Source organism: Sphingobium chlorophenolicum, assembly GCF_000722875.1.
Lineage (GTDB): Bacteria > Pseudomonadota > Alphaproteobacteria > Sphingomonadales > Sphingomonadaceae > Sphingobium > Sphingobium chlorophenolicum.
In genome coordinates, this window is sequence record NZ_JFHR01000072.1 from 1 (window position 1) to 21,131 (window position 21,131).

At 65.1% G+C, this 21,131-nt stretch carries 23 protein-coding genes; 17 read left to right on the forward strand and 6 right to left on the reverse strand.

Features of this window, described 5'->3' with window-relative positions:
* The coding region (locus BV95_RS20125; protein ID WP_037456442.1) for a TonB-dependent receptor at window positions 1-2,122 on the reverse strand (2,122 nt) is incomplete at its 3' end.
* 162 nt (window positions 2,123-2,284) lie between these two features.
* Here BV95_RS20125 and pip point away from each other — a divergent pair.
* From pip to BV95_RS20140, 3 genes are read left to right on the forward strand one after another with little or no spacing between them, the layout of a single operon-like run.
* Window positions 2,285-3,238 carry a prolyl aminopeptidase gene (gene pip, locus BV95_RS20130; RefSeq protein WP_037456396.1) on the forward strand — a complete coding sequence of 318 codons (954 nt, stop codon included), beginning with the start codon at window positions 2,285-2,287 and terminating at the stop codon, window positions 3,236-3,238.
* A 2-nt stretch (window positions 3,239-3,240) separates the two neighbouring features.
* Entirely contained in the window at window positions 3,241-3,567 is a 327-nt protein-coding gene (locus BV95_RS20135) for a hypothetical protein (RefSeq protein ID WP_037456398.1), read from the forward strand.
* Window positions 3,568-3,587: 20 nt separating this feature from the next.
* The gene (locus BV95_RS20140) at window positions 3,588-4,817 is read left to right on the forward strand and encodes an MBL fold metallo-hydrolase (protein WP_051749914.1); all 1,230 of its coding nucleotides are present in this window, start codon (window positions 3,588-3,590) and stop codon (window positions 4,815-4,817) included.
* 160 nt (window positions 4,818-4,977) lie between these two features.
* On the opposite strand, the gene uvrB is transcribed toward BV95_RS20140, so the two are convergent.
* The 3 genes from uvrB to BV95_RS23315 all read right to left on the reverse strand — a co-directional run bounded on the left by uvrB (window position 4,978) and on the right by BV95_RS23315 (window position 8,707).
* Complete coding sequence (uvrB, locus tag BV95_RS20145; protein ID WP_037456400.1) at window positions 4,978-7,161, reverse strand: excinuclease ABC subunit UvrB; 2,184 nt, start codon at window positions 7,159-7,161, stop codon at window positions 4,978-4,980.
* 90 nt (window positions 7,162-7,251) lie between these two features.
* Window positions 7,252-7,686 (reverse strand): hypothetical protein, encoded by a 435-nt coding sequence (locus tag BV95_RS20150; RefSeq protein WP_037456403.1) that lies wholly within the window; start codon window positions 7,684-7,686, stop codon window positions 7,252-7,254.
* Window positions 7,673-8,707 carry a LysM peptidoglycan-binding domain-containing protein gene (locus tag BV95_RS23315; RefSeq protein WP_081873470.1) on the reverse strand — a complete coding sequence of 345 codons (1,035 nt, stop codon included), beginning with the start codon at window positions 8,705-8,707 and terminating at the stop codon, window positions 7,673-7,675. The genes BV95_RS20150 and BV95_RS23315 overlap by 14 nt, the downstream gene beginning before the upstream one ends.
* Before the next feature lie 144 nt (window positions 8,708-8,851).
* On the opposite strand from BV95_RS23315, the gene BV95_RS20165 reads away from it, so the two are divergent.
* The 9 genes from BV95_RS20165 (at window position 8,852) to BV95_RS20205 (ending at window position 14,655) form a co-directional block, all read left to right on the forward strand.
* On the forward strand, window positions 8,852-9,388 hold the full coding sequence (locus tag BV95_RS20165) for a DUF3617 domain-containing protein (protein ID WP_037456411.1): 537 nt from the start codon (window positions 8,852-8,854) through the stop codon (window positions 9,386-9,388).
* 121 nt (window positions 9,389-9,509) lie between these two features.
* Window positions 9,510-10,007 (forward strand): DUF3617 domain-containing protein, encoded by a 498-nt coding sequence (locus tag BV95_RS20170; protein ID WP_037456413.1) that lies wholly within the window; start codon window positions 9,510-9,512, stop codon window positions 10,005-10,007.
* An 89-nt stretch (window positions 10,008-10,096) separates the two neighbouring features.
* The gene (locus tag BV95_RS20175) at window positions 10,097-10,768 is read left to right on the forward strand and encodes a queuosine precursor transporter (RefSeq protein ID WP_037456416.1); all 672 of its coding nucleotides are present in this window, start codon (window positions 10,097-10,099) and stop codon (window positions 10,766-10,768) included.
* Between the two features lie 25 nt (window positions 10,769-10,793).
* Window positions 10,794-11,711 carry an acetylglutamate kinase gene (gene argB / locus BV95_RS20180; protein ID WP_037456417.1) on the forward strand — a complete coding sequence of 306 codons (918 nt, stop codon included), beginning with the start codon at window positions 10,794-10,796 and terminating at the stop codon, window positions 11,709-11,711.
* A 188-nt stretch (window positions 11,712-11,899) separates the two neighbouring features.
* Window positions 11,900-12,190: a YggT family protein gene (locus BV95_RS20185; protein WP_037456419.1), complete on the forward strand. Its 291-nt coding sequence runs from the start codon at window positions 11,900-11,902 to the stop codon at window positions 12,188-12,190.
* Complete coding sequence (locus tag BV95_RS20190; RefSeq protein WP_037456423.1) at window positions 12,187-12,516, forward strand: DUF167 family protein; 330 nt, start codon at window positions 12,187-12,189, stop codon at window positions 12,514-12,516. Before BV95_RS20185 ends, BV95_RS20190 begins: the two co-directional genes overlap by 4 nt.
* Entirely contained in the window at window positions 12,513-13,406 is an 894-nt protein-coding gene (gene folD / locus BV95_RS20195; protein ID WP_013848697.1) for a bifunctional methylenetetrahydrofolate dehydrogenase/methenyltetrahydrofolate cyclohydrolase FolD, read from the forward strand. Before BV95_RS20190 ends, folD begins: the two co-directional genes overlap by 4 nt.
* Window positions 13,403-14,041 (forward strand): Cif family virulence factor, encoded by a 639-nt coding sequence (locus tag BV95_RS20200; protein WP_037456426.1) that lies wholly within the window; start codon window positions 13,403-13,405, stop codon window positions 14,039-14,041. The genes folD and BV95_RS20200 overlap by 4 nt, the downstream gene beginning before the upstream one ends.
* Window positions 14,038-14,655, forward strand: coding sequence for a MarC family protein (locus tag BV95_RS20205; RefSeq protein ID WP_037456428.1), 618 nt, complete (start codon window positions 14,038-14,040; stop codon window positions 14,653-14,655). Before BV95_RS20200 ends, BV95_RS20205 begins: the two co-directional genes overlap by 4 nt.
* 407 nt (window positions 14,656-15,062) lie before the next feature.
* On the opposite strand, the gene BV95_RS20210 is transcribed toward BV95_RS20205, so the two are convergent.
* The gene (locus tag BV95_RS20210; protein ID WP_037456447.1) at window positions 15,063-15,743 is read right to left on the reverse strand and encodes a YiaD family glycine zipper/OmpA-like lipoprotein; all 681 of its coding nucleotides are present in this window, start codon (window positions 15,741-15,743) and stop codon (window positions 15,063-15,065) included.
* A gap of 156 nt (window positions 15,744-15,899) precedes the next feature.
* Here BV95_RS20210 and BV95_RS20215 point away from each other — a divergent pair, with 156 nt between their 5' ends.
* On the forward strand, window positions 15,900-17,216 hold the full coding sequence (locus BV95_RS20215) for a hemolysin family protein (RefSeq protein WP_037456430.1): 1,317 nt from the start codon (window positions 15,900-15,902) through the stop codon (window positions 17,214-17,216).
* A 2-nt stretch (window positions 17,217-17,218) separates the two neighbouring features.
* Window positions 17,219-18,031 (forward strand): kinase, encoded by an 813-nt coding sequence (locus BV95_RS20220; RefSeq protein ID WP_037456433.1) that lies wholly within the window; start codon window positions 17,219-17,221, stop codon window positions 18,029-18,031.
* Window positions 18,032-18,104: 73 nt separating this feature from the next.
* On the opposite strand, the gene BV95_RS20225 is transcribed toward BV95_RS20220, so the two are convergent.
* The gene (locus tag BV95_RS20225; RefSeq protein ID WP_037456436.1) at window positions 18,105-18,722 is read right to left on the reverse strand and encodes a c-type cytochrome; all 618 of its coding nucleotides are present in this window, start codon (window positions 18,720-18,722) and stop codon (window positions 18,105-18,107) included.
* A 188-nt stretch (window positions 18,723-18,910) separates the two neighbouring features.
* Between BV95_RS20225 and BV95_RS20230 the strand changes: the two genes are divergently transcribed.
* From BV95_RS20230 to BV95_RS20240, 3 genes are all read left to right on the forward strand, one after another.
* Window positions 18,911-19,801 (forward strand): prephenate dehydratase, encoded by an 891-nt coding sequence (locus BV95_RS20230; protein ID WP_037456439.1) that lies wholly within the window; start codon window positions 18,911-18,913, stop codon window positions 19,799-19,801.
* A gap of 85 nt (window positions 19,802-19,886) precedes the next feature.
* On the forward strand, window positions 19,887-20,612 hold the full coding sequence (locus BV95_RS20235; RefSeq protein ID WP_037456450.1) for a sterol desaturase family protein: 726 nt from the start codon (window positions 19,887-19,889) through the stop codon (window positions 20,610-20,612).
* A 32-nt stretch (window positions 20,613-20,644) separates the two neighbouring features.
* Window positions 20,645-21,046, forward strand: a complete 402-nt coding sequence (locus tag BV95_RS20240; protein WP_051749916.1) for a DUF2141 domain-containing protein — start codon at window positions 20,645-20,647, stop codon at window positions 21,044-21,046.
* The last annotated feature ends 85 nt before the right edge of the window (window positions 21,047-21,131 follow it).

Below are 21,131 nucleotides of genomic sequence, written 5' to 3' on the forward strand. Positions count from 1 at the left end.
CCCCGAAGCTCCCGCCCGATCCGCCGCCACCCGGCCCACCTGGCCCGCCTTCGCCCCGCGGCCGGTCGCCGCCATCCTGCCCCTGCGGCGGCTGCCCGCCGCCCGGCCCGCGATTGCCGAACAGCCCGCGCAGGTCCTGCAATTCCTTGGGCCGCTCCTCCGGCTTCGCGCCCGCCGCGCGCCACGCCTCGACCACCTTCTGGATGTGCGATTTCAACGGAATGCTGAAGTCGAACCCCCAACGCAACTGCTCGCTCTGCGACCGCAGATAGTTGACCGGAAAGGCCCTGATCTCCGTCAACACGCCGCCGGTGCGAACGAACTGATCGGGAAAGGCCGCCTCGATGGCGGGCGACGGCGTCGGGAAGGCGGCGATCGGATTGCGCGTCCGGCTGTTGGTATAGGTCGCCGTCAGCGTCAGATTGGGCTTGTCGAACGGCTTGATATTGGCGCTCAGCCGGAACTGGTCGCGCACGCTTTCCTTCAGCGCCGCATTGCCGCCGCTCACCTGCGTGATCAGGACCGTCTGCCCCGTCGCATAGTCGAACACCGGCACGTTGGGCGTGCGAATTTCCGGATCGGTGATCTGCGTTCCCGTTGGCGCGGCCCGATCCTGATTGGCCGACACCAGCAACTGCACGGCGGGCACGGGCCGCCAGCGCATCCCATAACCCAGGGTCGACAGCGTGCCGAAGTCGGAATAACGCTGCGCCGCCGCGTTCACATTGACGCCGATGTCGCCCACCGCGCCCAGCACGCCCTTCGACCGGCTGGTGATCGGCATGTCGATGCTGATCTGCCCGCTGCCGATTTCCCGGTCATAGCTGCTGTCGCGCTCCACGCCCGACCGGATCGACCAGCTATCGAAGCCATTGGCCGATCCGCCCAGCCGCACCGCCGTCGTCACCGCGCCTGCAGGCAGGTCGAACAGCGACCCCGACAGCAGCAGGTCGCCCTGCACCGCCCTGGATTCCGCCTTCGCCCGGTCGATCACCCGCGAAGACAGCAGGTCCGACGAAAAGCTGCCGAAGGGATCGGCCCCCGCGTTGACCGCGCCCTGCACCGCCGCCGCGCCGAAACCGCGATCGGTGGAGGTGCGCGTGCTGGAATAATCGCCATTGCCGGTGAAGGACCATTGCCAGCCCCCGCCCAGCAAGCCGTTTAGCGTCACGCCGACATGGCCGGTCGTGCCCTTGATCTGCTGCCCCAGCACGCCCGATTGCCGAAAATAGCGATAGAAGCTGGTCTCATCGGCAAAGGGCGAGAAGGGATTGCCCGCCGCTAGCACAAGCTGTTCCGACTCATAGCCCTGCAGGCTGTCGCTGTCCGACAGTTCCAGCCGGCCGTTGACGGTCATCGACACCTTGCCCAGAGCGCGGGAAAGGGTCGCGTTGGTGGCGAAACTCTCCGTCGCGGGGCTGAGCGTGCGGTGGTTCGCCAGTTCGCCGCTGGTCATGCCATTCTCGCCCACCAAAAAGGCGTCGATGCCCGATAGCTGGTTGGCCCGCTGGCCCTGCACCGTCGGCGTCACGCCGCGCTCGCTTTCCAGCAGCGAGGCGGCGGTCTTATACTGCATGTTCAGGGTGAAGCGATTGTCCCCCCGGATGCGCAGCAGCGCGCCTTCCACCGACCCGTTCTCTCGCCCGCCCTGCATCGTCGTGCCTGCGCGCAGGTCCGCCGTCTCGGCGCGGAAACGCTGGCGCAGCACGATGTTCACCACCTTCTGCGTCGGCGCATAGCCATAGGCCAGCGCCGTCTCCTCCGGCAATATGTCGACCCGCGCCACCGCTTCGGACGGTATGTCCTGAATCTCCGAAAAGCTGGAAATCCGCTTGCCGTTCAGCAGGATCACCGGGCTGCCGTTGGTCTGCGGCGACAATTCGCTGATCATCTCCGCAATGGAGGTGACGCCCAGCGCGCGGACATCGGCGGGGGAAAGCTGCTGCTCCGGCTTGATGTTGCCGACCACCGCGCCGCGCTGCGGCTGGCCGGTGACGATGATCTCGTCGGCTTCGTCCATCTGCCCAGCCGGTCCCCTGGGTTCCTCGGTCTGCGCCATCAACGCGCCGGGGGCCGCGCTCATCATCAACGGAAATAATATGCAGGCGAGGGAACGGCGCACTTTCAACCCCTTGGAAAAAATCTGGAAGCATCCCCTCTAGGGAGGATTTGTCGCAAAATTCTGGCAAAGCCGATAAAGATTTGTCGCAAAATGTAATCCCGCAAATCCCGCTACGTTCCTCCGCCGATTGCATTGCCCGCCAGAATTCCTACAGCTTGGCCCATGCGCACGCTCTATCCGCCGATCCAGCCCTATGCCACCGGCCATCTCGACGTGGGGGAGGGGCATAGCCTCTATTGGGAACGCGCCGGAACCCCCGGCGCCAAGCCCGCCATCTTCCTGCATGGCGGCCCCGGCGGCGGCATTTCCCCGGACCATCGCCGCCTGTTCGATCCGCGGCGGTACGACATCCTCCTCTTCGACCAGCGCGGTTGCGGCCGCTCCACCCCCCATGCGGAGCTGGAGGCCAACACGACCTGGCATCTCGTCGCCGACATCGAACGGCTGCGGGAAATGGCGGGCGTCGACCAATGGCTGGTCTTCGGCGGAAGCTGGGGCTCCACCCTGGCGCTCGCCTATGCCCAGACCCACCCGGATCGCGTGACGGAACTGGTGCTGCGCGGCATCTTCACCGTCCGCAAACAGGAGATCGACTGGTATTATCAGCAGGGTGCCAGCCGCATCTATCCCGACAAATGGGAACGCTTCGTCGCCCCGATCCCGGTGGCTGAGCGCGGCGACCTGCTCCACGCCTATCGCCGCATCCTGACCGGCGAAGACCGCGCCGCCCAAATCGCCGCCGCCAAGGCGTGGAGCCTGTGGGAAGGCGAAACCATCCGCCTGCTCCCCGACGAAGCCCTTTCCGCCACCCATGAGGCGGACGATTTCGCGCTCGCCTTCGCCCGCATCGAAAATCATTATTTCGTCCATGGCGGCTGGCTGGAGGATGGCCAGCTCATCCGCGACGCGGGCAAGCTGGCGGCCATTCCCGGCGTCATCATACAGGGCCGCTACGACATGGCCTGCCCGGCGGAGACCGCCTGGGCGCTGCACCGCGCCTGGCCGCAGGCCCGCTTCGAAATGATCGAGGGCGCGGGCCACGCCTTCAACGAACCCGGCATATTGGACGCGCTCATCCGGGCGACGGACGGGTTTGCCGCCCCAGCGAAAGGATAGACATGCGCAAATGGATCGTGCTGGCCGGGCTGCTCGCCCTGGCGGCCTGCGGAGACGATAGCGACCGGATCACCGCCGTCGACAAGAGTCCGGCCCCCGAAACCGGCGCAGCCGCCGCCGTCGCCAAGCTGGACGAGGCGCAACGCAACGGCGTGCTGGAACGGGCGGTGCGGGCGTCGGGCGCGGCTTGCCCCACCGTCGCGAAGTCGGAACGGACGCAAGTGCGCCCCGGCGTCACCGGCTGGAAAGCGCAATGCGACAACGGCACCGCCCATCTGATTGAAATCCAGCCCGACGGCAACGCCACCGTCACCAGCCGCACGCATTGACCGGCGCGGGGAATAGGGGGGTGAAGGACGCGCGCCGCATCGCCGGCCGGATCGCGAAGGGTCTGGGCGTCGCGCTGCTGTTCCTGACGGTCGCGTTATGTCTGGCGGTGACCATCGTGCCGCCCTTCCTAGACCGCATCTATTATGAAGGGCCGGTCAGCCGCCATTATGACGGCGCCCGCTTCTTCAATCCCGATGGAGAGATCGTCTTTCCCGCCCCGCCCGGCAGCAACCGGCAGGGCTTCATGGCGCGCTGGCTGCTTGGCCGGGACGACCGTCCCGACTGGCCGGACATGGTGGCGGTGAAACCCGCCCGCCCGCCCGCCGTCGCCGCCCCCCGCGGCATGACGGCGACCTGGGTGGGCCATGCGACCGTGCTGGTGCAGGCGGCGGGCCTCAACATATTGACCGACCCGATCTGGTCCGACCATGCCAGCCCCTTTCCCCCCTTCGGACCGAAGCGGGTGGCGCAGCCGGGCGTGCGCTTCGACGACCTGCCGAAGATCGACCTCATCCTCGTCAGCCACGATCATTACGATCATATGGACATCCCCACGCTGAAAAAATTGTGGGACCGGGACCGGCCGAAGATCGTCACCAGCCTGGGCAACGACAGCATCCTGGGGGCCAACGGCATCCCGTCGACGGCGCTCGACTGGGGCCAGTCGATATCCGGCGCGGCGCTGAACGGGCTGGGCGACGGCACGGTGATCCAGTGCGAAAATTACGAACATTGCCCCGACTATCGCGTCCACGTCCTGCGCAACCATCATTGGAGCAGCCGCTGGGGCACCGACCGCAACCGGGCTTTATGGTCCAGCTTCTTCATAGAGACGCGGGCAGGCAATATCTTCTTCGCGGGCGACACCGGCGCGGGCGACATGGCCTGGCCGGGGGAGGCGGCGCGTCTGGGACCGATCCGTCTGGCGCTGATCCCCATCGGCGCCTTCCGCTTCTATCCGGGCCAGATGCAGTCCGACGCGCATATCGGCCCGGAACAGGCGGTCCGCCTGTTCGAAAAGCTGCAAGCCTCCACCGCCATCCCCATCCATTGGGGCACGTTCCGCCTGTCCTACGAGAAACGGGACACGCCGCCCCGAATGCTGTCCCTCTACCTGCGCTGCGCCGGAATAGAACGAAAACGCTTCGCCCCGCTCAAGATCGGCCAGTCCATCCCGGTGCCAACCTATTCCCCCGTCCCGCAAGCCCCCAAACGCTGCGACCAACAAGCCATCGCCACACTAAAATAAAAATTCCTCCCTACGCGAAGCATGGGGAGGGGGACCGCCGCCGAAGGCGGTGGTGGAGGGGAAATTCGGAGGTCGCGCCTATTCCCCTCCACCACGCTTCGCGCGGTCCCCCTCCCCATCTACCGATGGGGAGGAATGATATAGGTCCACACCCCACACCCTACCGCCCAAACTTCTTCTGCACCTTCCCATAGCGCAATTTCCGCGTCCCCGGCTTCCCCTCGGTCGCTCGCCCCCTCGGCGCCGCCACCTGCTGCCCGGCGGGCAGCCCAAGCTCCTCCGCCTCCAGCTTCCGGATCTCGTCCCGAATCCGCCCGGCCTCCTCGAACTCCAGGTCCGCCGCAGCGGCGCGCATCTTCTTCTCCAGATCCTCGATATAGGCGCGCAGATTATGCCCGACGAGGTGCGGCCGATCCTCCAGCCCCGTCTCGACCGTCACCTGATCCTTCGACGCGACATGAGCGATGATGTCGCCGATATTCTTCTTCACCGTCTGCGGCGTGATGCCGTGCGCGGCATTATATTCCATCTGCTTCTCGCGCCGCCGCGATGTTTCGTTCAGCGCCCGCTCCATGCTGCCCGTCACCCGGTCGGCATAGAGGATCACCCGCCCGTCGACATTGCGCGCCGCCCGCCCGATGGTCTGGATCAGCGAGGTTTCGGACCGCAAAAAGCCCTCCTTATCCGCATCCAATATCGCCACCAGCCCGCATTCGGGAATATCCAGCCCCTCGCGCAGCAGGTTGATGCCGATCAGCACGTCGTAGACGCCCAGCCGCAAATCGCGGATCAGCTCGATACGCTCCAGCGTCTCGACATCCGAATGCATGTAGCGGACCTTGATCCCCGCCTCATGCATGAACTCGGTCAGATCCTCCGCCATCCGCTTGGTCAGCGTGGTGACGAGCGTGCGATAACCCTGCGCCGCGACCTTGCGGCATTCGTTGATCAGGTCGTCCACCTGATCCTCCACCGGCTTGATCTCCACCGGCGGATCGATCAACCCCGTCGGCCGGATCACCTGCTCGGAAAAGACGCCGCCCGTCTGCTCCATCTCCCACGGGCCGGGGGTGGCGGACACCGAAACCGTCTGCGGCCGCATCGCGTCCCATTCGTTGAAGCGCAACGGCCGGTTGTCGATGCAGCTCGGCAGCCGGAATCCATATTCGGCCAGCGTGATCTTCCGCCGATGGTCGCCCCGCGCCATCGCGCCGATCTGCGGCACGGTCTGGTGGCTCTCGTCCACGAACAGCAGCGCATTTTCGGGCAGATACTCGAACAAAGTCGGCGGCGGCTCGCCCGGCAGACGCCCGGTCAGGAAGCGCGAATAATTTTCGATCCCCGCGCAGCTTCCGGTCGCCGCGATCATCTCCAGATCGAAATTGGTCCGCTGCTCCAGCCGTTGCGCCTCCAGCAGCTTGCCCTCGGCGGTCAGTTCCTTCAGCCGCTCCGCCAGTTCGAACCGGATCGCCTCCATCGCCTGCTTCAGCGTCGGCCCCGGCGTGACATGGTGGCTGTTGGGAAAGACCTTCACATAATCCAGCGACGCGATCTTCTTCCCCGTCAGCGGGTCGAACTCGACAATCTCCTCAATCTCATTGCCGAAGAAGCTGACCCGCCAGGCCGTATCCTCATAGTGGGAGGGGAAAATCTCCAGATTATCCCCCTTCACCCGGAAATTCCCCCGCGCGAAGGCCGCGTCGTTGCGCTTATACTGCAACGCCACCAGCTTGCGGATGATCTCCCGCTGGTCCTCCACCTGCCCCTTCTTCATGGAAAAGGTCATGGCCGAATAAGTCTCGACCGACCCGATGCCGTACAGGCAGGACACGGACGCCACGATCAGCACATCGTCCCGCTCCAGCAGGGCGCGGGTGGCCGAATGCCGCATCCGGTCGATCGCCTCGTTCACGCTGGACTCCTTCTCGATATAGGTGTCCGACCGCGCCACATAGGCTTCGGGCTGATAATAATCGTAATAGCTGACGAAATATTCGACGGCATTTTCGGGGAAGAAGCTCTTGAACTCCCCATAAAGCTGCGCCGCGAGAATTTTGTTCGGCGCCAGCACCAGCGCGGGCCGCTGCAACGCCTCGATCACCTTCGCCATGGTGAAGGTCTTGCCCGATCCGGTGACGCCCAGCAGCACCTGATCCTTCTCGCCCGTCAGCGCGGTCTCGACCAGTTCGGCGATGGCGGTCGGCTGGTCGCCCGACGGTTCATAGTCGGAAACCAGCTTGAACGCCCGCCCGCCCTCGCTCTTTTCCGGGCGCGCAGGGCGGTGGGGGACGAAAGCTTCGCCGGTTTCAGGTTCCTCCAGCGTGGTGCGGATTTGAATAGACATGGGCCGAATATGGGGCCTTTGGTTGGAGACGCAATCGGCTTCACGCTCTCCAGGGCCAGGAGACAAAAAAGCCGTGGGCCGCTGTTCCTTCTACGGCGTCAATTCAAACGCACCCTTGGGCGGCGGAGGATAAATCACCGGCTTGTCACCATAGCGAGTGCGCAGGGCAGCTTCTCGACGAGCATCGTCATGATCATATGCCTCCACGTCGACCTCACCGGGATATTTGAATCGGACGTCGAACTTGCCGTTCTCGACGCTATATTCCATGACCGACCAGCGCATGTTTGGCCCTTCCGGCTCCAGATGCCATGCCTCCCAGATGAGGTCGGTCAAGCTGGGACTAGTGATCTCGCAATCACGCACAACTTCGCCTTCGTCCTTGTACAGATTGGGACTGATCCACCCATCACCGACCTCCACATAGAGGAAGATGCCATTGGGATCGCCGCCAACGACATCAGCCACCACTTGCCCTATCTCGTTCAAGAGCGGTCCCAGCATATCCAGCTTATTTTTTGCCATTGGATCGGCCCTTTGTTTCGTTGGAAAAAATTTTGCCTCTTCGTTGTCCGTCAACGAACCAAGTGACTGTAATGCTGTCCGGGCGTCTGGATGTGCCTTCATAATGTGGAACGATATCGACGAACACCTTATGCCCTTTCTGCAACTCCTTGGCCCATCCATCCTCTATGGCGCGATAGGCGCCACGATTAAAATTGGCTTCCTGGGCGAAATGATTGAAACTATCGCTTGGTCCGTTGAAGCGAGAAGCGATAAAATGCCCGCCATCATCGCTGGGACGGCGATTCGGCCGACCCGCCTGAAGCTGATTGCGGCGTGATCGCGCTCCAGTTGGCCCGTCAGACAGGTTTCCGCCGACCCTTCGAAGTCGAGCAAGCATGTCTATATAGAAATCATAGCCATTCTTACTCTCCCTTTTCCAGTTGGAATTGAGAATCTGGCTTTCCAGCGATGGCGGGTTCGCAGGATTGGGTGGGAACTTTCCATCATGCGAGTCCATATAATAGGCAAGGGCAAGGAACTTGTTCTTAGCCTCACGTCCAGCATCCAAAATTCGCTGATGAGGCAGTTTGATTTGTTGCCCGACCTTCAACGTCTGATGGAGTGGCATCTCGTTCAACCAGGCAAGGTCGCTTGCCTTCAACCCTTTCCGCAACGCAGCTATGCGCGAGAGAGAATCGCCGGGTTGAACAGTATATAAGGAATAATTGCTCGGATGGTCGGGATGGAAATGACTTCGATCCGGCACACCATCGTCATCTGCTCGACTGTCCGCACGGTCCCATTTCGCAGTCGCTTTTCCTCCGGCATCTCCCCTTTGGCTGTATCGAAGGTCGTTGTTTGCACTACCTTCTCCACCAAAATACCGGCCTTGCCCAACAAAAGTGAACCGACCATTCTTCTCATCATGCCAAGGATTGAATTTCACTTCCAATCGATCAGGAAGCAGCCTTTGTCCTGTTCGCAGATAGTGGCCGAAGGCTCTCAAACTATCCTCATCACCCGTCTCTTCTGGTTTCATAGACACTCCCCCGCTTGCCGACGGCTCATAGCAAAATAATCAGAACAAATCAAGAACAAAAGGCTTGGCTTCTTCCGCATTGCATCGCCATCGCCGGTTGTTATGGTGGCTAGCAAAATGGAGTGGGAAACAGGGAGAATGCCTATGCGTGCGACACTTCCCGTCCTGATCGGCTTGACATCTCTGCTGGCGGCCTGCGGCGAAAAGCCGTCCGGCCAGCCCCAGACCAGCGAAGAGGTCCGCCAGGAGGTGCAGAAGGTCCAGCTCAAGCCCGGCCAGTGGGAGGGCACCTATGAACTGGTCGACATCGACATGCCCAACATGCCGGGCGGCGGCGACCGGATGAAAGAGCAGATGAAGAAGATGATGAGCCGCGCCTCGATCAAATATTGCGTCTCGCCGGAGGAAGCCGCCAACCCCAGCGGCAAGATGTTCTCCGGCCAGGAGAACAAGGACTGCACCTATAAGGGCTTCGACGCCAGCGGCGGATCGGTGAAGGGGGAGATAAGCTGCAAGTCGCAGGGCGGCACGATGAACGCCGTCATGTCCGGCAGCTACGCGCCCGAAAGCTATGAAATGCACATGGACATGAAGATGACCGGCGCCCCCAACGGCATGAACATGAGCATGAAGGCCAGGACCAGCGGCAAGTGGATCGGCGACACCTGCGCCGCCAAATAGGCCAAGGCCCGGCGCGCCGGTCTTGCGGTCGGCCGCCGGGCAGAAATTCCTCTTGCGCTTTTCGCGACTTGGCGCGAGCCTCCTTCCGGTTCCGTGAACCAGCGAGAACAGGGGAGAGGATATGCAGAAAGTTGCGTTGGCGGCGTTGCCGCTCGCTCTCGGCTTGGCGGCGTGCGGCAGCCAGCCGGAACCCGCGCCCGAAACCGCCGAAGCGCCCATCGTCATGAAGGGGGGCGAATGGACGCTCACCCGCAAGACCACCGGCTACAACACCCCCACCGTCACGCCCGCCCAATATCAGGCGGCGCTCAAGCAGGTGGATGAGGACAAGACCTGCATCGCCGTCGACGCGGCGGGCGTGCCCGACGCGAACGCGCTCGCGGGGGCGGAGGGCAAGGACTGCACCTACAAGGACAAGCTGATCCGCAAGGGCCGCCTGATCGCGACGCTGGCCTGCACGGCGGGCAAGGGCACCTCCGAAATCGTGCTGGAGGGCAATTTCACCGCCGACACGCTGACGCTCGGCAGCACCATGACCCGGACGGAGGGCGGCAGCCCCGTCCTGCGCACCACCCACGACGTCACCGGCAAGCGCGCCGGGGAATGCGCCAAGAGCTGAAAGGCCGCAGGCGGAGGGGGAAATGGGCCATCCCGGCCCATTCCTCCTCCACCCTTCCCACTCCGGCGAAATCCCGTTAAGCCCCTCATATGGCTTCCCAACCCGCGCCGATCGCGCGTTCGCTTTTCGTCTTCTCGATCTTCTATGGCGGCATGGTCTGCATCGCGGGCGTGCTGGGGAACAAGCAGGTCGCGCTCGGCCCGCTTTCCGCCATCGGCCCCTGGTTCGGCCTCGGCCCGCTGGCGGTGGAGGCGGGAATCTTCGCCTTCCTGCTGCTGGTGACGATTTCCAGCGCCGTCGCGGAACTGCACGGCCGGGCGGTCGCCAACCGGCTGGTGCAGGTCGGCTTCCTGCCGCTCATCGCCTCCATATTGCTGTCCATCGCCGTGCTGTCCGTCCCGGCGGCGAGCGACATGGACCCCGCCCGGCGCGACGCCTTCGCGCTGATGATGGGCGGCACCCCGCGCATCTGGCTGGGCGGCATCGTCGCCTATGGCATATCCCAGACGCTGAACGTCACCCTCTTCGCCGCGCTGAAAGGGCAGGAGGGCAGCCGCCTCCTCTGGCTGCGCGCCGCCGTGGCCAGCATCCTGTCCCAGATCGCGGACACGCTGCTGTTCGTTTCCATCGCCTTTTACGGCGTTTTCCCCATCGGCGAACTGCTGCTGGGCCAGATGCTGGCGAAGGTCGCGCTGTCGGCCCTGTTGGTCCCCCCGGTCATTTACGGGCTGGTCGCGCTAGGGCGGCGGCTCGACCGCTAACTTGCAGCGGGGGGCATAAAGCCCTATGCGCCCGCGCATGAACAGCAAGCACGCCCCCGATCCGGCGCTCCTCGCCAAGGCCGAAACCCTCGTCGAGGCGCTGCCCTATATGCAGCGATATGCGGGCAAGACCTTCGTCGTGAAATATGGCGGCCACGCCATGGGCGATCCCGAAGCGGCGCGCGATTTCGCGGAGGATGTGGTGCTGATGAAGGCGGTCGGCATCAATGTCGTCGTCGTCCATGGCGGCGGCCCGCAGATCGGCGCGATGCTCAAGAAACTGGGCGTCGAATCGCAATTTATCGGCGGCCTGCGCGTCACCGACAAGGAAACCGCCCAGATCGCGGAAATGGTCCTTGCCGGTTCCATCAACAAGGAAATCGTCGGCTGGATCGCGGGCGCGGGCGGCCGGGCGGTCGGCATTTCCGGCAAGGATGGCGGCCTCGTCCTCTGCGAAAAGGTGCTGGGCAAGCGGGAGGCGGACCCCAATTCCGGCATAGAGCGCAATGTCGACCTGGGCTTCGTCGGCGATCCGGTACGGGTCGACCGCTCCATCCTCGACACGCTGTCGCGGGACGGCATCATCCCCGTGGTCGCGCCGGTGGGCATCGGCGCGGACGGCCACACCTATAATGTCAACGCCGACACCATGGCGGGCGCCATCGCGGCGGAACTGGGCGCGTCGCGCTTCTTCCTGCTGACCGACGTCGCAGGCGTGCTGGACAAGCAGGGCCAGTTGATGACCGATCTCAACCCGGACACGATCCGCGGCCTGGAATCCGACGGCACCATCAGCGGCGGCATGATCCCGAAGCTGGAAACCTGCGTCCGCGCCGTAGAGGGCGGGGTGGACGCCGCCGTCATCCTGGACGGCCGGGTGCCCCACGCGATGCTGCTGGAAATCTTCACCGACCGCGGCGCCGGCACCCTGGTACGCCGCTAACCTATTCCTCCCCATGCTTGCATGGGGAGGGGGACCGCCGCTGAAAGCGGTGGTGGAGGGGAAATACGCAGGTCACGCCCCATCCCGTCCATCAGCCTTCAACACCCCCACCCAATCAATTCTCCCGCCATGGCTTGTCCCGCGCCGCCCGCCTCGGCTAGAGCAATCCCAATCAAATCGGAGACTGCATGGCCTACGCCCTCTATCAGATCATCGTCATCCTGCTCGATGTGCTGTGGTGGATCATCATCGTTCAAGCCATCATGAGCTGGCTGATCGCCTTCAACGTCGTCAATCTTTCCAACGACGTCGTGCGCACGGTGATGGTCGCGCTGGATCGGATGACCGCGCCCATCTATAATCCCATCCGCCGGGTGCTGCCCGATCTGGGGGCGCTCGACCTGTCGCCGATGGTGGTGCTGCTGGGCATCCTCATCATCCGCCAGGCCATATTGCCGCCGCTGTTCGGGCTGGTGTGACGGTCTGGAGTCTGGACGGCGCCGATCTGCTGCTTGCCGTCCGGCTGACCCCCGGCGCGACGAAGGAAGAGATCGGCGGCGTCTGGACCGACGAAAAGGGCGCGCAATGGCTCAGCGCCCGCGTCCGCGCCGTGCCGGAGAAGGGCAGGGCGAACGCGGCGCTGATCGCCCTGCTGGCAAAGCGCCTGGATTGGCCGCGCAGCGCGATTTCGCTGGAATCGGGCGACACCAACCGGCTAAAGCGGCTGCGGATCAAGGGCGGCGGTGAACCATTGTCGTTCGCACGACTTTCCGTCATCATCAGGAAATGGGTTGAAGCATCATGACCATCGGCAAGATCATTGACGGCAAGGCGTTCGCGGAAACGCTGCGCGGCAAGGTCGGGGACGGGGTGATCGCCTTCACCGCCAAGACGGGGCGAAAGCCGGGCCTCGCCGTGGTGCTGGTGGGCGAAGACCCCGCCAGTTCCGTCTATGTCCGCAACAAGGGCAAGATGACGCTCGCCGCCGGCATGGAAAGCATGGAGTTCAAGCTTCCCGCCAGCATAGGCGAGGAGGAACTGCTCGATCTGGTCGAGGAACTGAACGCCGACGACCGGGTCGACGGCATCCTCGTCCAGTTGCCGCTGCCCGCGCACATCAACGAAGCCTCCGTGATCGGCACGATCGACCCGGCCAAGGATGTGGACGGATTCCACGTCGTCAACAGCGGCCTGCTGGCGACCGGGCAGGATGCGATGGTGCCCTGCACGCCGCTCGGCTGCCTCATGCTGCTGAAGGACGAACTGGGCGATCTTTCGGGGCTGGAGGCGGTCGTCGTCGGCCGCTCCAACATCGTCGGAAAGCCGATGGCGCAACTGCTGCTGGCGGAAAATTGCACCGTCACCATCGCGCACAGCCGCACCCGCGACCTTGCCTCGGTCGTGCATCGCGCCGACATCGTCGTGGCGGCGGTGGGCCGGGCGGAGATGGTGAAGGGCGAATGGATCAAGCCCGGCGCGACCGTGATCGACGTCGGCATCAACCGCGTCACCGATACGGAGGACGGCAAGAGCCGCATCGTCGGCGACGTCGCCACGGCGGAGGCGCTGGCCCATGTCCGCGCCATCACCCCGGTTCCGGGCGGCGTGGGGCCGATGACCATCGCGGTGCTGCTGCGCAACACGCTGGTCGCGGCCCATGCGCGGGCAGGGCTGGCGAAGCCGGAGGGGCTGTGAAGGCGCGCGCCGCTTTCCTGATCCTGACTTTCCTGACGCTGGCGGCTGCGCGCCCGCCCATGCGCTATCAGCCCGATCCCAGTTCCGTCTTCGCCGCCGAACTGGCCTTCAACCGGCTCGCGAAGCAGAAGGGGCAATGGACCGCCTTCCGCGAAACCGCCGCGGACGAAGCGGTGATGTTCACGCCGCAGCGGGTGCTGGCGAAAATATGGCTGAAGGGCCGCGCCGATCCGCCCGCTTCGGTCACATGGTCGCCATCGGCCATCACCGTGTCCTGCGACGGCAATCTGGCGGCCAGCACCGGCAACTGGAAACGGCCCGACGGATCGGTCGGCTATTTCACGACCATCTGGCGGCGGGACAAGAAGGGCGACTGGAAATGGATCATGGACCATGGCGACACGCTCGCCGTCGCCCGTGAAGCCCCGGAGTTCCTGATCGGCAAAGTCGCCACCTGCAAGCGCCGCCATGGCGGCCAGCATCCGGCAGGGGAGGGGCAACCCGTCCCCACCGACGACAGCCTCATCTGGACCGCCGACGTCGCCACGGACGGCAGCCGCCGCGTCACCGTGCGCATGTGGAACGGATCGGACTATGAAATAGTGATCGACGACCGTGTGGCGGCGGGCGCATGACGGAATTGTTCATCTCCGCCTTCGTCACCCTGTTCGTGGTGATCGACCCGCCGGGCTGCGCGCCCATCTACGCCAGCCTGACGAACGGCGCGACCATGGCGCAGCGCCGAAGCATGGCGATCCGCGCCGTGGGCATAGCGGCGGCGATCCTGCTGCTGTTCGCGCTCTGGGGCAAGCAGTTGCTGGGCGTGCTCGGCATCGAACTGGACAGTTTCCGCATCGCGGGCGGCATCATGCTGTTCATGATCGCGATGGACATGGTCTTCGAAAAACGCACCCAAAGACGCGAAGACCGCGCCCACAAGATCGCCGAAACCCCGGAGGTGGAGGATGTGTCGGTCTTCCCCATGGCAATGCCGATGATCGCCGGACCGGGATCGATCGCCACGGTGATGCTGCTGATGTCGCGGGCGGAGGGGATCAGCGAAAGGCTGGTGGTGATCGGCGCGGTGGTGCTGACGCTGATCCTGATGCTCGGCTCGCTGTTGGCGGCGGGTCCGATCATGGCCCTGCTCGGCGCGAAGATCGAAGCGGTCATCACCCGCCTTCTCGGCGTATTATTGGCCGCCCTGGCCGCCCAATTCGTGATCGACGGCCTGAAAGCCAGCTTCTAACCCCAAGACATTCCCCTCCCGCAGGCGGGAGGGGTTAGGGGTGGGCGCGAGCGTAGCGAGTTTCCGGCTTATCCGTTGGGAACCGCCGCTGATGCAGGTCCGGTTCCGGACGAGAAAGCTGCCTGAGCAAAATCGACCAATTGCGGACATTAACATCCTCCCTACGCGCAGCGTGGGGAGGGGGACCGCCGCCGAAGGCGGTGGTGGAGGGGAAATGGCGTGACCTGCGTATCTTCCCCTCCACCACGCTACGCGCGGTCCCCCTCCCCATCTCTCGATGGGGAGGAATAGGATGGGTCCGCTCCCACCCTTCTCCGCCATTCGCCCTGTAGCCACCACACCCAACGAAACGGCGTACCGAAGAACCCCCATCAGGCCCCCCGATACGCCCATTCAGTCCCGCGTCCTCAGCTCCGCACATCCTGCTCGGTCACCGGCGCGATCTTGATCTCCACCCGCCGGTTCGAAGCCTTCCCCTCCGCCGTGGCGTTCGACGCGATCGGCTGCGTCTCGCCGAAGCCCCGCGTGGCGATGCGCGCCGACTGGACGCCATGGCTGGTCAGATAATCGCCGACCGCCTGGGCGCGCCGCTCCGACAATCCCCGATTGTAAACATCCGTCCCGTCGCTGTCCGTATGCCCGTACACGTCGATATAGGTTTTGGGATATTGCGCCAGCACCGACGCCACGTCGTTCAGTGTCGGCTGGAACTGCGGCTGCACGGCCGAACTGTCGGTGGCGAAGGTGATGCCCGACGGCATGCGCAGCACCAGATTGTCGCCGTCGCGGATCACGTCCACGCCGCTGCCCGCCGTCTGCTCGCGCAATTTCTTTTCCTGCGCGTCCATATAGGCGCCGATGCCCGCGCCCGCGACCGCGCCGATGCCCGCGCCCAATATCTTTTCGGTGCGGTCATGCCGCCCGCCGACCAGATCGCCCAGCAGATATCCGCCCAGCGCGCCGCCGATGCCGCCGATTGCCGCCTTGGATATGGTGCGGTTCCCGGTGTTCGGATCGGTGGTGCAGGCGGTGGTGGCCAACATCGCGGCCAGTCCGGCCGCGCCCATGATGCGATGAAAATTCCGCATGGATTCCAATTCCCTTTTCCTCATGCCTCCGACAAGCGGCGGATGCAGGCCCAAATGGTCGAGCAGGGGCATTTGTTCCACAAGCGAACTGAACGCCGGATGATGGGACGGTTGTGAAATTGTAAGAATCAAGGCTATAGATGGCCCCCGACCGCCATGGCCAATATCCCCCCGCACGCTCCGACGCCCTTTCCCTGGGTCGACCTCGTCATCATCCTGGCGCTCGTCGCGCTCAACGGCCTGTTCGCCATGTCGGAACTGGCCATCGTCTCCGCGCGCAGGCCGCGCCTCCAGGCGATGGAGAAGGCCGGGCGGCGCGGCGCGCGCTCCGCGCTGGCGGCGGCGAGCGACCCCGGCAAATTCCTTTCCACCGTGCAGATCGGCATCACCCTGATCGGCATCGTCGCGGGCGCCTATTCCGGCGCCAGCCTGGGCGGGCCGACGGCGGAACGATTGCAGATGCTGGGCCTGTCGCCCAACGCCGCGCAAAATGCCGGATTCGCGCTGGTGATCGGCCTCACCACCTATGCCTCGCTGATCGTGGGCGAACTGGTGCCCAAGCAATTCGCCCTGCGCGCCCCGGAACCCATCGCCGTGCTGGTCGCCGGGCCGATGCTCTGGCTGGCCAGGCTGACCGCGCCCATCGTCTGGGTGCTGGACGGGTCCAGCGCGCTTATCTTCCGCCTGCTCGGAATGACCCGCGAATCGGAACAGCATGTGACGGCGGAGGAACTGCATCTGATCGTCGCCGAAGCCAGCAAGTCCGGCGTGATCGAGGAAAGCGAGCGCGCCATCATCTCCGGCGTCGTCCGCCTGGCCGACCGCCCGGTGCGCGAAGTGATGACCCAGCGCATGGACGTCGACTGGATCGACATCCACGCCGACGACGATGCGATTCGCGCCAAGCTGCTCGACACGCCGCACACCCGCCTGCCGGTCGGGCGCGGCACGGTGGAGGATATTATCGGCGTCGTGCAGGCCCGCGACATCATGACGGCGCTGTTCCGGGGGGAGGGGCTGCACCTCGAAACGCTGATGCGCCGGGTGGAGGTGGTGCCCGATCAGGTCGACGCCATGGACGCGCTGGAGGTGCTGCGCCGCGCCGAAGTGCCGATGGTCATGGTCCATGACGAATATGGTCATTTTGAGGGGATCGCGACGCCCGCCGACCTGCTGTCGGCCATCGCCGGCCATTTCGTGTCCGACCTCGACAGCGCGGACGAACCCGATCTGGTGGAGCGGGACGACGGCAGCCTGCTGGTGTCGGGCCAGATGCCGGTCGACCTGCTGGCGGACCGGATCGGCATCGACCTGCCCGACGACCGCGATTACGCGACCGTCGCGGGCCATGCGCTGTGGCTGCTCAAGCGCCTGCCCGAAGTGGGCGACTATATCGACGATCAGGGCTGGCGGTTCGAGATTGTCGACATGGACGGACGCAAGATCGACAAGCTGTTGATCGCGGAACGATAGCCATGGCGCAGGCGGCGCTGGACGCGGTCGAAGGACTGGCGCGCCGGGCGTTGGCGGATCATGGCGACGGGCTGCTGGCCATCGGCCTGTGCGGCGCGCAGGGCAGCGGCAAATCGACTTTGGCGGCGGCATTGCAGGCGCGGCTGGCGCGGGACGGCATCCCGGCGGCGATCCTCTCCCTCGACGACCTCTACCGCACCCGCGCAGAGCGGGAGCAACTGGCAAACGCCATCCATCCCCTCCTGCGCACCCGCGGCGTGCCCGGAACGCACGACATCCCGCTGGGCCTGCAAGTCATCGAATCGCTGGAACGCGGCGACCCGGCGCTGTTGCCCCGCTTCGACAAGGCGACAGACGACCGCTTGCCGGAGACGCGATGGGAAAGGGCGGCGGCAGGCACGCGCCTGCTGCTGCTGGAGGGATGGTGCGTCGGCGCCCGCCCGCAGGAGGAAGCCGCGCTACAGGCCCCGGTCAACGCCCTGGAACGGGATGAAGACCCCGACGCCCGCTGGCGCAGCTTCGTGAACCACGCGTTGGCGACCGAATATCAGCCGCTGTTCGGACGCCTGAACCGGCTTGCCCTGCTGGCCGCGCCCGGCTTCGACATCGTCCAACGCTGGCGCACCCAGCAGGAACACGCCCTGCGCAAAGCCGCCCCCGGCGGCATGACGGACGCTCAGGTCGCCCGCTTCATCCAACATTATGAGCGCCTGACCCGCCATATATTGGACGAGATGCCGCACCGCGCCGACCTGACCGTCTCCCTGAACGAATCCCGCCGCGTCACCGCCATCCACGGCGCGCCCCGGACCTGATTCGCGGCCCCGCAAACGAATCGGGCGCGGCCATCACGGCCGCGCCCGTCAATTCATCGACCCGAACGGGTGATTATTTGGCGGCAGGCGCTTCGGCGGCATTGCCCGCCGCATTACCCTCGGCCGCAGCTGCATTTCCACCCTCGGCAGCAGCCGGAGCCGCGTCGGCGGCGGGCAGCGGCAGGTTCGAACCCTGGCTGTTCAGCCATGCGATCAGGTTGGCGCGATCCGCAGGATTGCCCAGGCCCGCAAAGGTCATCTTGGTCCCCGGCGCGAATTCACGCGGGCTGGTCAGCCAGTGATCCAGCGCCTCGAAAGTCCAGTTCCCGCCCTTGCTCTTCAGCGCGTCGGAGAAGGCGAAGCCGCCCTTGCCCTGCGCAACCGCCTCGCCGACGGTGGCGTAGAGATTGGGGCCGATGCCGTTGGCGCCGCCCTGGTTCACGGTGTGGCACGCCGCGCACTTGGCGAACACCTTCTCGCCCGCCGCGAGGTCCGCGCTGGCCAGCAGCGTGTTCAGGCCCGGCCCGGCGGCAGCGCCGCCTTCGCCTTCCGCCTCGACGCCCTCGATGGCGTAGCCCATCTTCTCCGGCCGTTCCTCATGGAAGAATTTGGAACTGACGATGGCACCGCCCAGCGCGATGATGCCCGCGAACAAAGCCCAACCGGCAGCGGTGTTGAAACGATCGCCCATTCGCTCGGATTCCCCTGGATTTCTCTTCTGGTCGCTTATCTCGCGTCCCCTCTAGCGCGCTGCCATAATGGCGCAAGTGCGAACGTGCAAGCCGGGTTGAACGGGTTCGCGCACGCTTTTTCATGGCTTTGCCCGGCGACGAGGATGCTTGCGCCCGCGCCATGAAGTGAATAAGCGCGCTGGCACCCATGGAAAACTATCCCGCCCCCGCCCGCGCCCTGGTTGCGGACCTCGCTGCAAAGGCCGCCGCCGACCCTGCTCGCGCCGTCGCCTTTCAGGGCGCGCCGGGCGCGAATTCGCACCTCGCCGCGCGGGATTACGCGCCCGATTGCGTGCCCTTGCCCTGCTTCGCGTTCGAGGATGCGATCGACGCCGTGCGCAACGGCGATGCGGCGCGGGCGATCATCCCGATCGAGAACAGCCTGCACGGCCGCGTGGCCGACATGCATTTCCTGCTGCCCGAATCCGGCCTGCACATCGTCGACGAATATTTCCTGCGCATCCGCCACTGCCTGATGGCGGCCGACACCGCCCCCGTGACCAGCGCGGTCAGCCATCCGCAGGCGCTGGGCCAATGCCGCCATTATCTGCGCGAACGCGGCATCCAGCCGGTCTCCTACGCCGACACGGCGGGCGCGGCGGCGCTGGTCGCCGAAACGCAGGTGCCCGGCGAAGCGGCCATCGCCCCCTATCTGGCGGCGGAACTCTACGGCCTGCGCCTGGTGGCGGAGAATATAGAGGATAGCGACGACAATATGACGCGCTTCCTGGTCCTGTCCCGCGAACCGAGGATGCCGGTCGCGGGCGTCGGCCCGGTGATGACCACCTTCCTGTTCGAAGTGAAGAATATCCCCGCCGCCCTCTACAAGGCGATGGGCGGCTTCGCGACCAACGGCGTCAACATGACCAAGCTGGAAAGCTACCAGCGCGGCGCCAGCTTCGCCGCGACCGAATTTTTCTGCGACATAGAAGGGATGCCCGGCGATCCCGCGATAGACCGGGCGCTGGCCGAACTGGAATTCCACACCAAATGGGTGCGCATTCTCGGCAGCTATCGCCAAGCGCGTCCCCGCACTTAAAATCCGCGTCCCCGCACTTGAGCTTCGCGTCCCCGCACCTGAACGGCGCGTGACGGCGGGCACGGGACTGCCTATGGTCGGCCCCATGCTCGCCGCGATCCTCCTGTCCGCCCTCGCCATGAGCCTGATCGTGGGCGCGCGCTATCTGCTGACCAGCGGCGCCTTCGCGCTGGCCACCCGCTACCGCAAACCGGGCCTCTACACCGGGCTGGACCGCCAGATCCGCCGCGAAATCGCCTGGTCGCTGGCGTCCGCGCTGATCTACGGCACGCCCGCCGGGATCGTCGCCTGGGGCTGGCAGGCGCACGGATGGACGCTGGTCTATGCCGACGTCCACGCCCGGCCGCTCTGGTATCTGCCGGTCTCGGTCCTCCTCTACCTCGCCGCGCACGACACATGGTTCTACTGGACCCACCGCTGGATGCACCGCCCGCGCCCATTCCGCATCGCCCATGCCGTCCACCATGCCAGCCGCCCGCCCACCGCCTGGGCGGCGATGAGCTTCCACCCGTGGGAAGCCGTCACCGGCGCGGTCGTCATCCCGGCGCTGGTCTTCCTGATCCCCATCCATGTCGGCGCGCTGGGCGCGGTGCTGACGATCATGACCGTGATGGGCGTCAGCAACCATATGGGGTGGGAGATGTTTCCGCGCTGGCTGGTGCGCGGTCCGCTGGGCGGCTGGCTGATCACCGCCAGCCATCATCAGCGGCATCATGACCGATATGCCTGCAATTACGGACTATATTTCCGCGTCTGGGACCGGCTGTGCGGGACCGACGCGGGATTGGGCAGCTTCAGGGAGGCGGCGTGAAGATCAGGACGGGCTTGTTGATCGCGACGACAATGATGACGGCGGGGGCAGGCCAGTCCGATCTGGCCCAGCCGCTCAGCATGGACGTGCAGGGCCTGCGTTCGGCCAAGGGTAATTTCCTGATCTGCGTCACGCGGCAGGCGGCCCATTTCCCCGATTGCAGCAAGGATCCGGAGGCACGGCATTTCACCCTGCCCGTCACCTCCGGCGCGGTCGCGCTGGGCCGGATGGAGCCGGGCACCTATGCCATCGCGATCATCCACGACGAAAACGGCAATGGAAAACTGGACACGTTCGCGGGCATCCCCCGCGAGGGCGTGGGCTTTTCCCGCAACCCCGAGATCCGCTTCGGCGCCCCCAGCTTCCGCTCGGCCCAGTTCGCCGTAACGGGCGCGGCGGTGCGGCAGGATATAAAGGTCAAATATTTCCTCTGACAAACGAACCATCAAAGCCCCTCCCCTTCAGGGGAGGGGTTGGGGGGGGGGCGCGCCCAACCCGCTGACTTGGCCTGTGAGGCAC

Bases quoted from the DNA above. Each gene is read 5' to 3' on its own strand.
- pip (WP_037456396.1), top strand. From the start codon at position 2,285: ATGCGCACGCTCTATCCGCCGATCCAGCCCTATGCCACCGGCCATCTC.
- BV95_RS20135 (WP_037456398.1), top strand. From the start codon at position 3,241: ATGCGCAAATGGATCGTGCTGGCCGGGCTGCTCGCCCTGGCGGCCTGC.
- uvrB (WP_037456400.1), bottom strand. From the start codon at position 7,161: ATGTCTATTCAAATCCGCACCACGCTGGAGGAACCTGAAACCGGCGAA.
- BV95_RS20150 (WP_037456403.1), bottom strand. From the start codon at position 7,686: ATGGCAAAAAATAAGCTGGATATGCTGGGACCGCTCTTGAACGAGATA.
- BV95_RS23315 (WP_081873470.1), bottom strand. From the start codon at position 8,707: ATGAAACCAGAAGAGACGGGTGATGAGGATAGTTTGAGAGCCTTCGGC.
- BV95_RS20165 (WP_037456411.1), top strand. From the start codon at position 8,852: ATGCGTGCGACACTTCCCGTCCTGATCGGCTTGACATCTCTGCTGGCG.
- BV95_RS20170 (WP_037456413.1), top strand. From the start codon at position 9,510: ATGCAGAAAGTTGCGTTGGCGGCGTTGCCGCTCGCTCTCGGCTTGGCG.
- BV95_RS20175 (WP_037456416.1), top strand. From the start codon at position 10,097: ATGGCTTCCCAACCCGCGCCGATCGCGCGTTCGCTTTTCGTCTTCTCG.
- argB (WP_037456417.1), top strand. From the start codon at position 10,794: ATGCGCCCGCGCATGAACAGCAAGCACGCCCCCGATCCGGCGCTCCTC.
- BV95_RS20185 (WP_037456419.1), top strand. From the start codon at position 11,900: ATGGCCTACGCCCTCTATCAGATCATCGTCATCCTGCTCGATGTGCTG.
- folD (WP_013848697.1), top strand. From the start codon at position 12,513: ATGACCATCGGCAAGATCATTGACGGCAAGGCGTTCGCGGAAACGCTG.
- BV95_RS20205 (WP_037456428.1), top strand. From the start codon at position 14,038: ATGACGGAATTGTTCATCTCCGCCTTCGTCACCCTGTTCGTGGTGATC.
- BV95_RS20210 (WP_037456447.1), bottom strand. From the start codon at position 15,743: ATGCGGAATTTTCATCGCATCATGGGCGCGGCCGGACTGGCCGCGATG.
- BV95_RS20215 (WP_037456430.1), top strand. From the start codon at position 15,900: ATGGCCAATATCCCCCCGCACGCTCCGACGCCCTTTCCCTGGGTCGAC.
- BV95_RS20220 (WP_037456433.1), top strand. From the start codon at position 17,219: ATGGCGCAGGCGGCGCTGGACGCGGTCGAAGGACTGGCGCGCCGGGCG.
- BV95_RS20225 (WP_037456436.1), bottom strand. From the start codon at position 18,722: ATGGGCGATCGTTTCAACACCGCTGCCGGTTGGGCTTTGTTCGCGGGC.
- BV95_RS20230 (WP_037456439.1), top strand. From the start codon at position 18,911: ATGGAAAACTATCCCGCCCCCGCCCGCGCCCTGGTTGCGGACCTCGCT.
- BV95_RS20235 (WP_037456450.1), top strand. From the start codon at position 19,887: ATGCTCGCCGCGATCCTCCTGTCCGCCCTCGCCATGAGCCTGATCGTG.
- BV95_RS20240 (WP_051749916.1), top strand. From the start codon at position 20,645: ATGATGACGGCGGGGGCAGGCCAGTCCGATCTGGCCCAGCCGCTCAGC.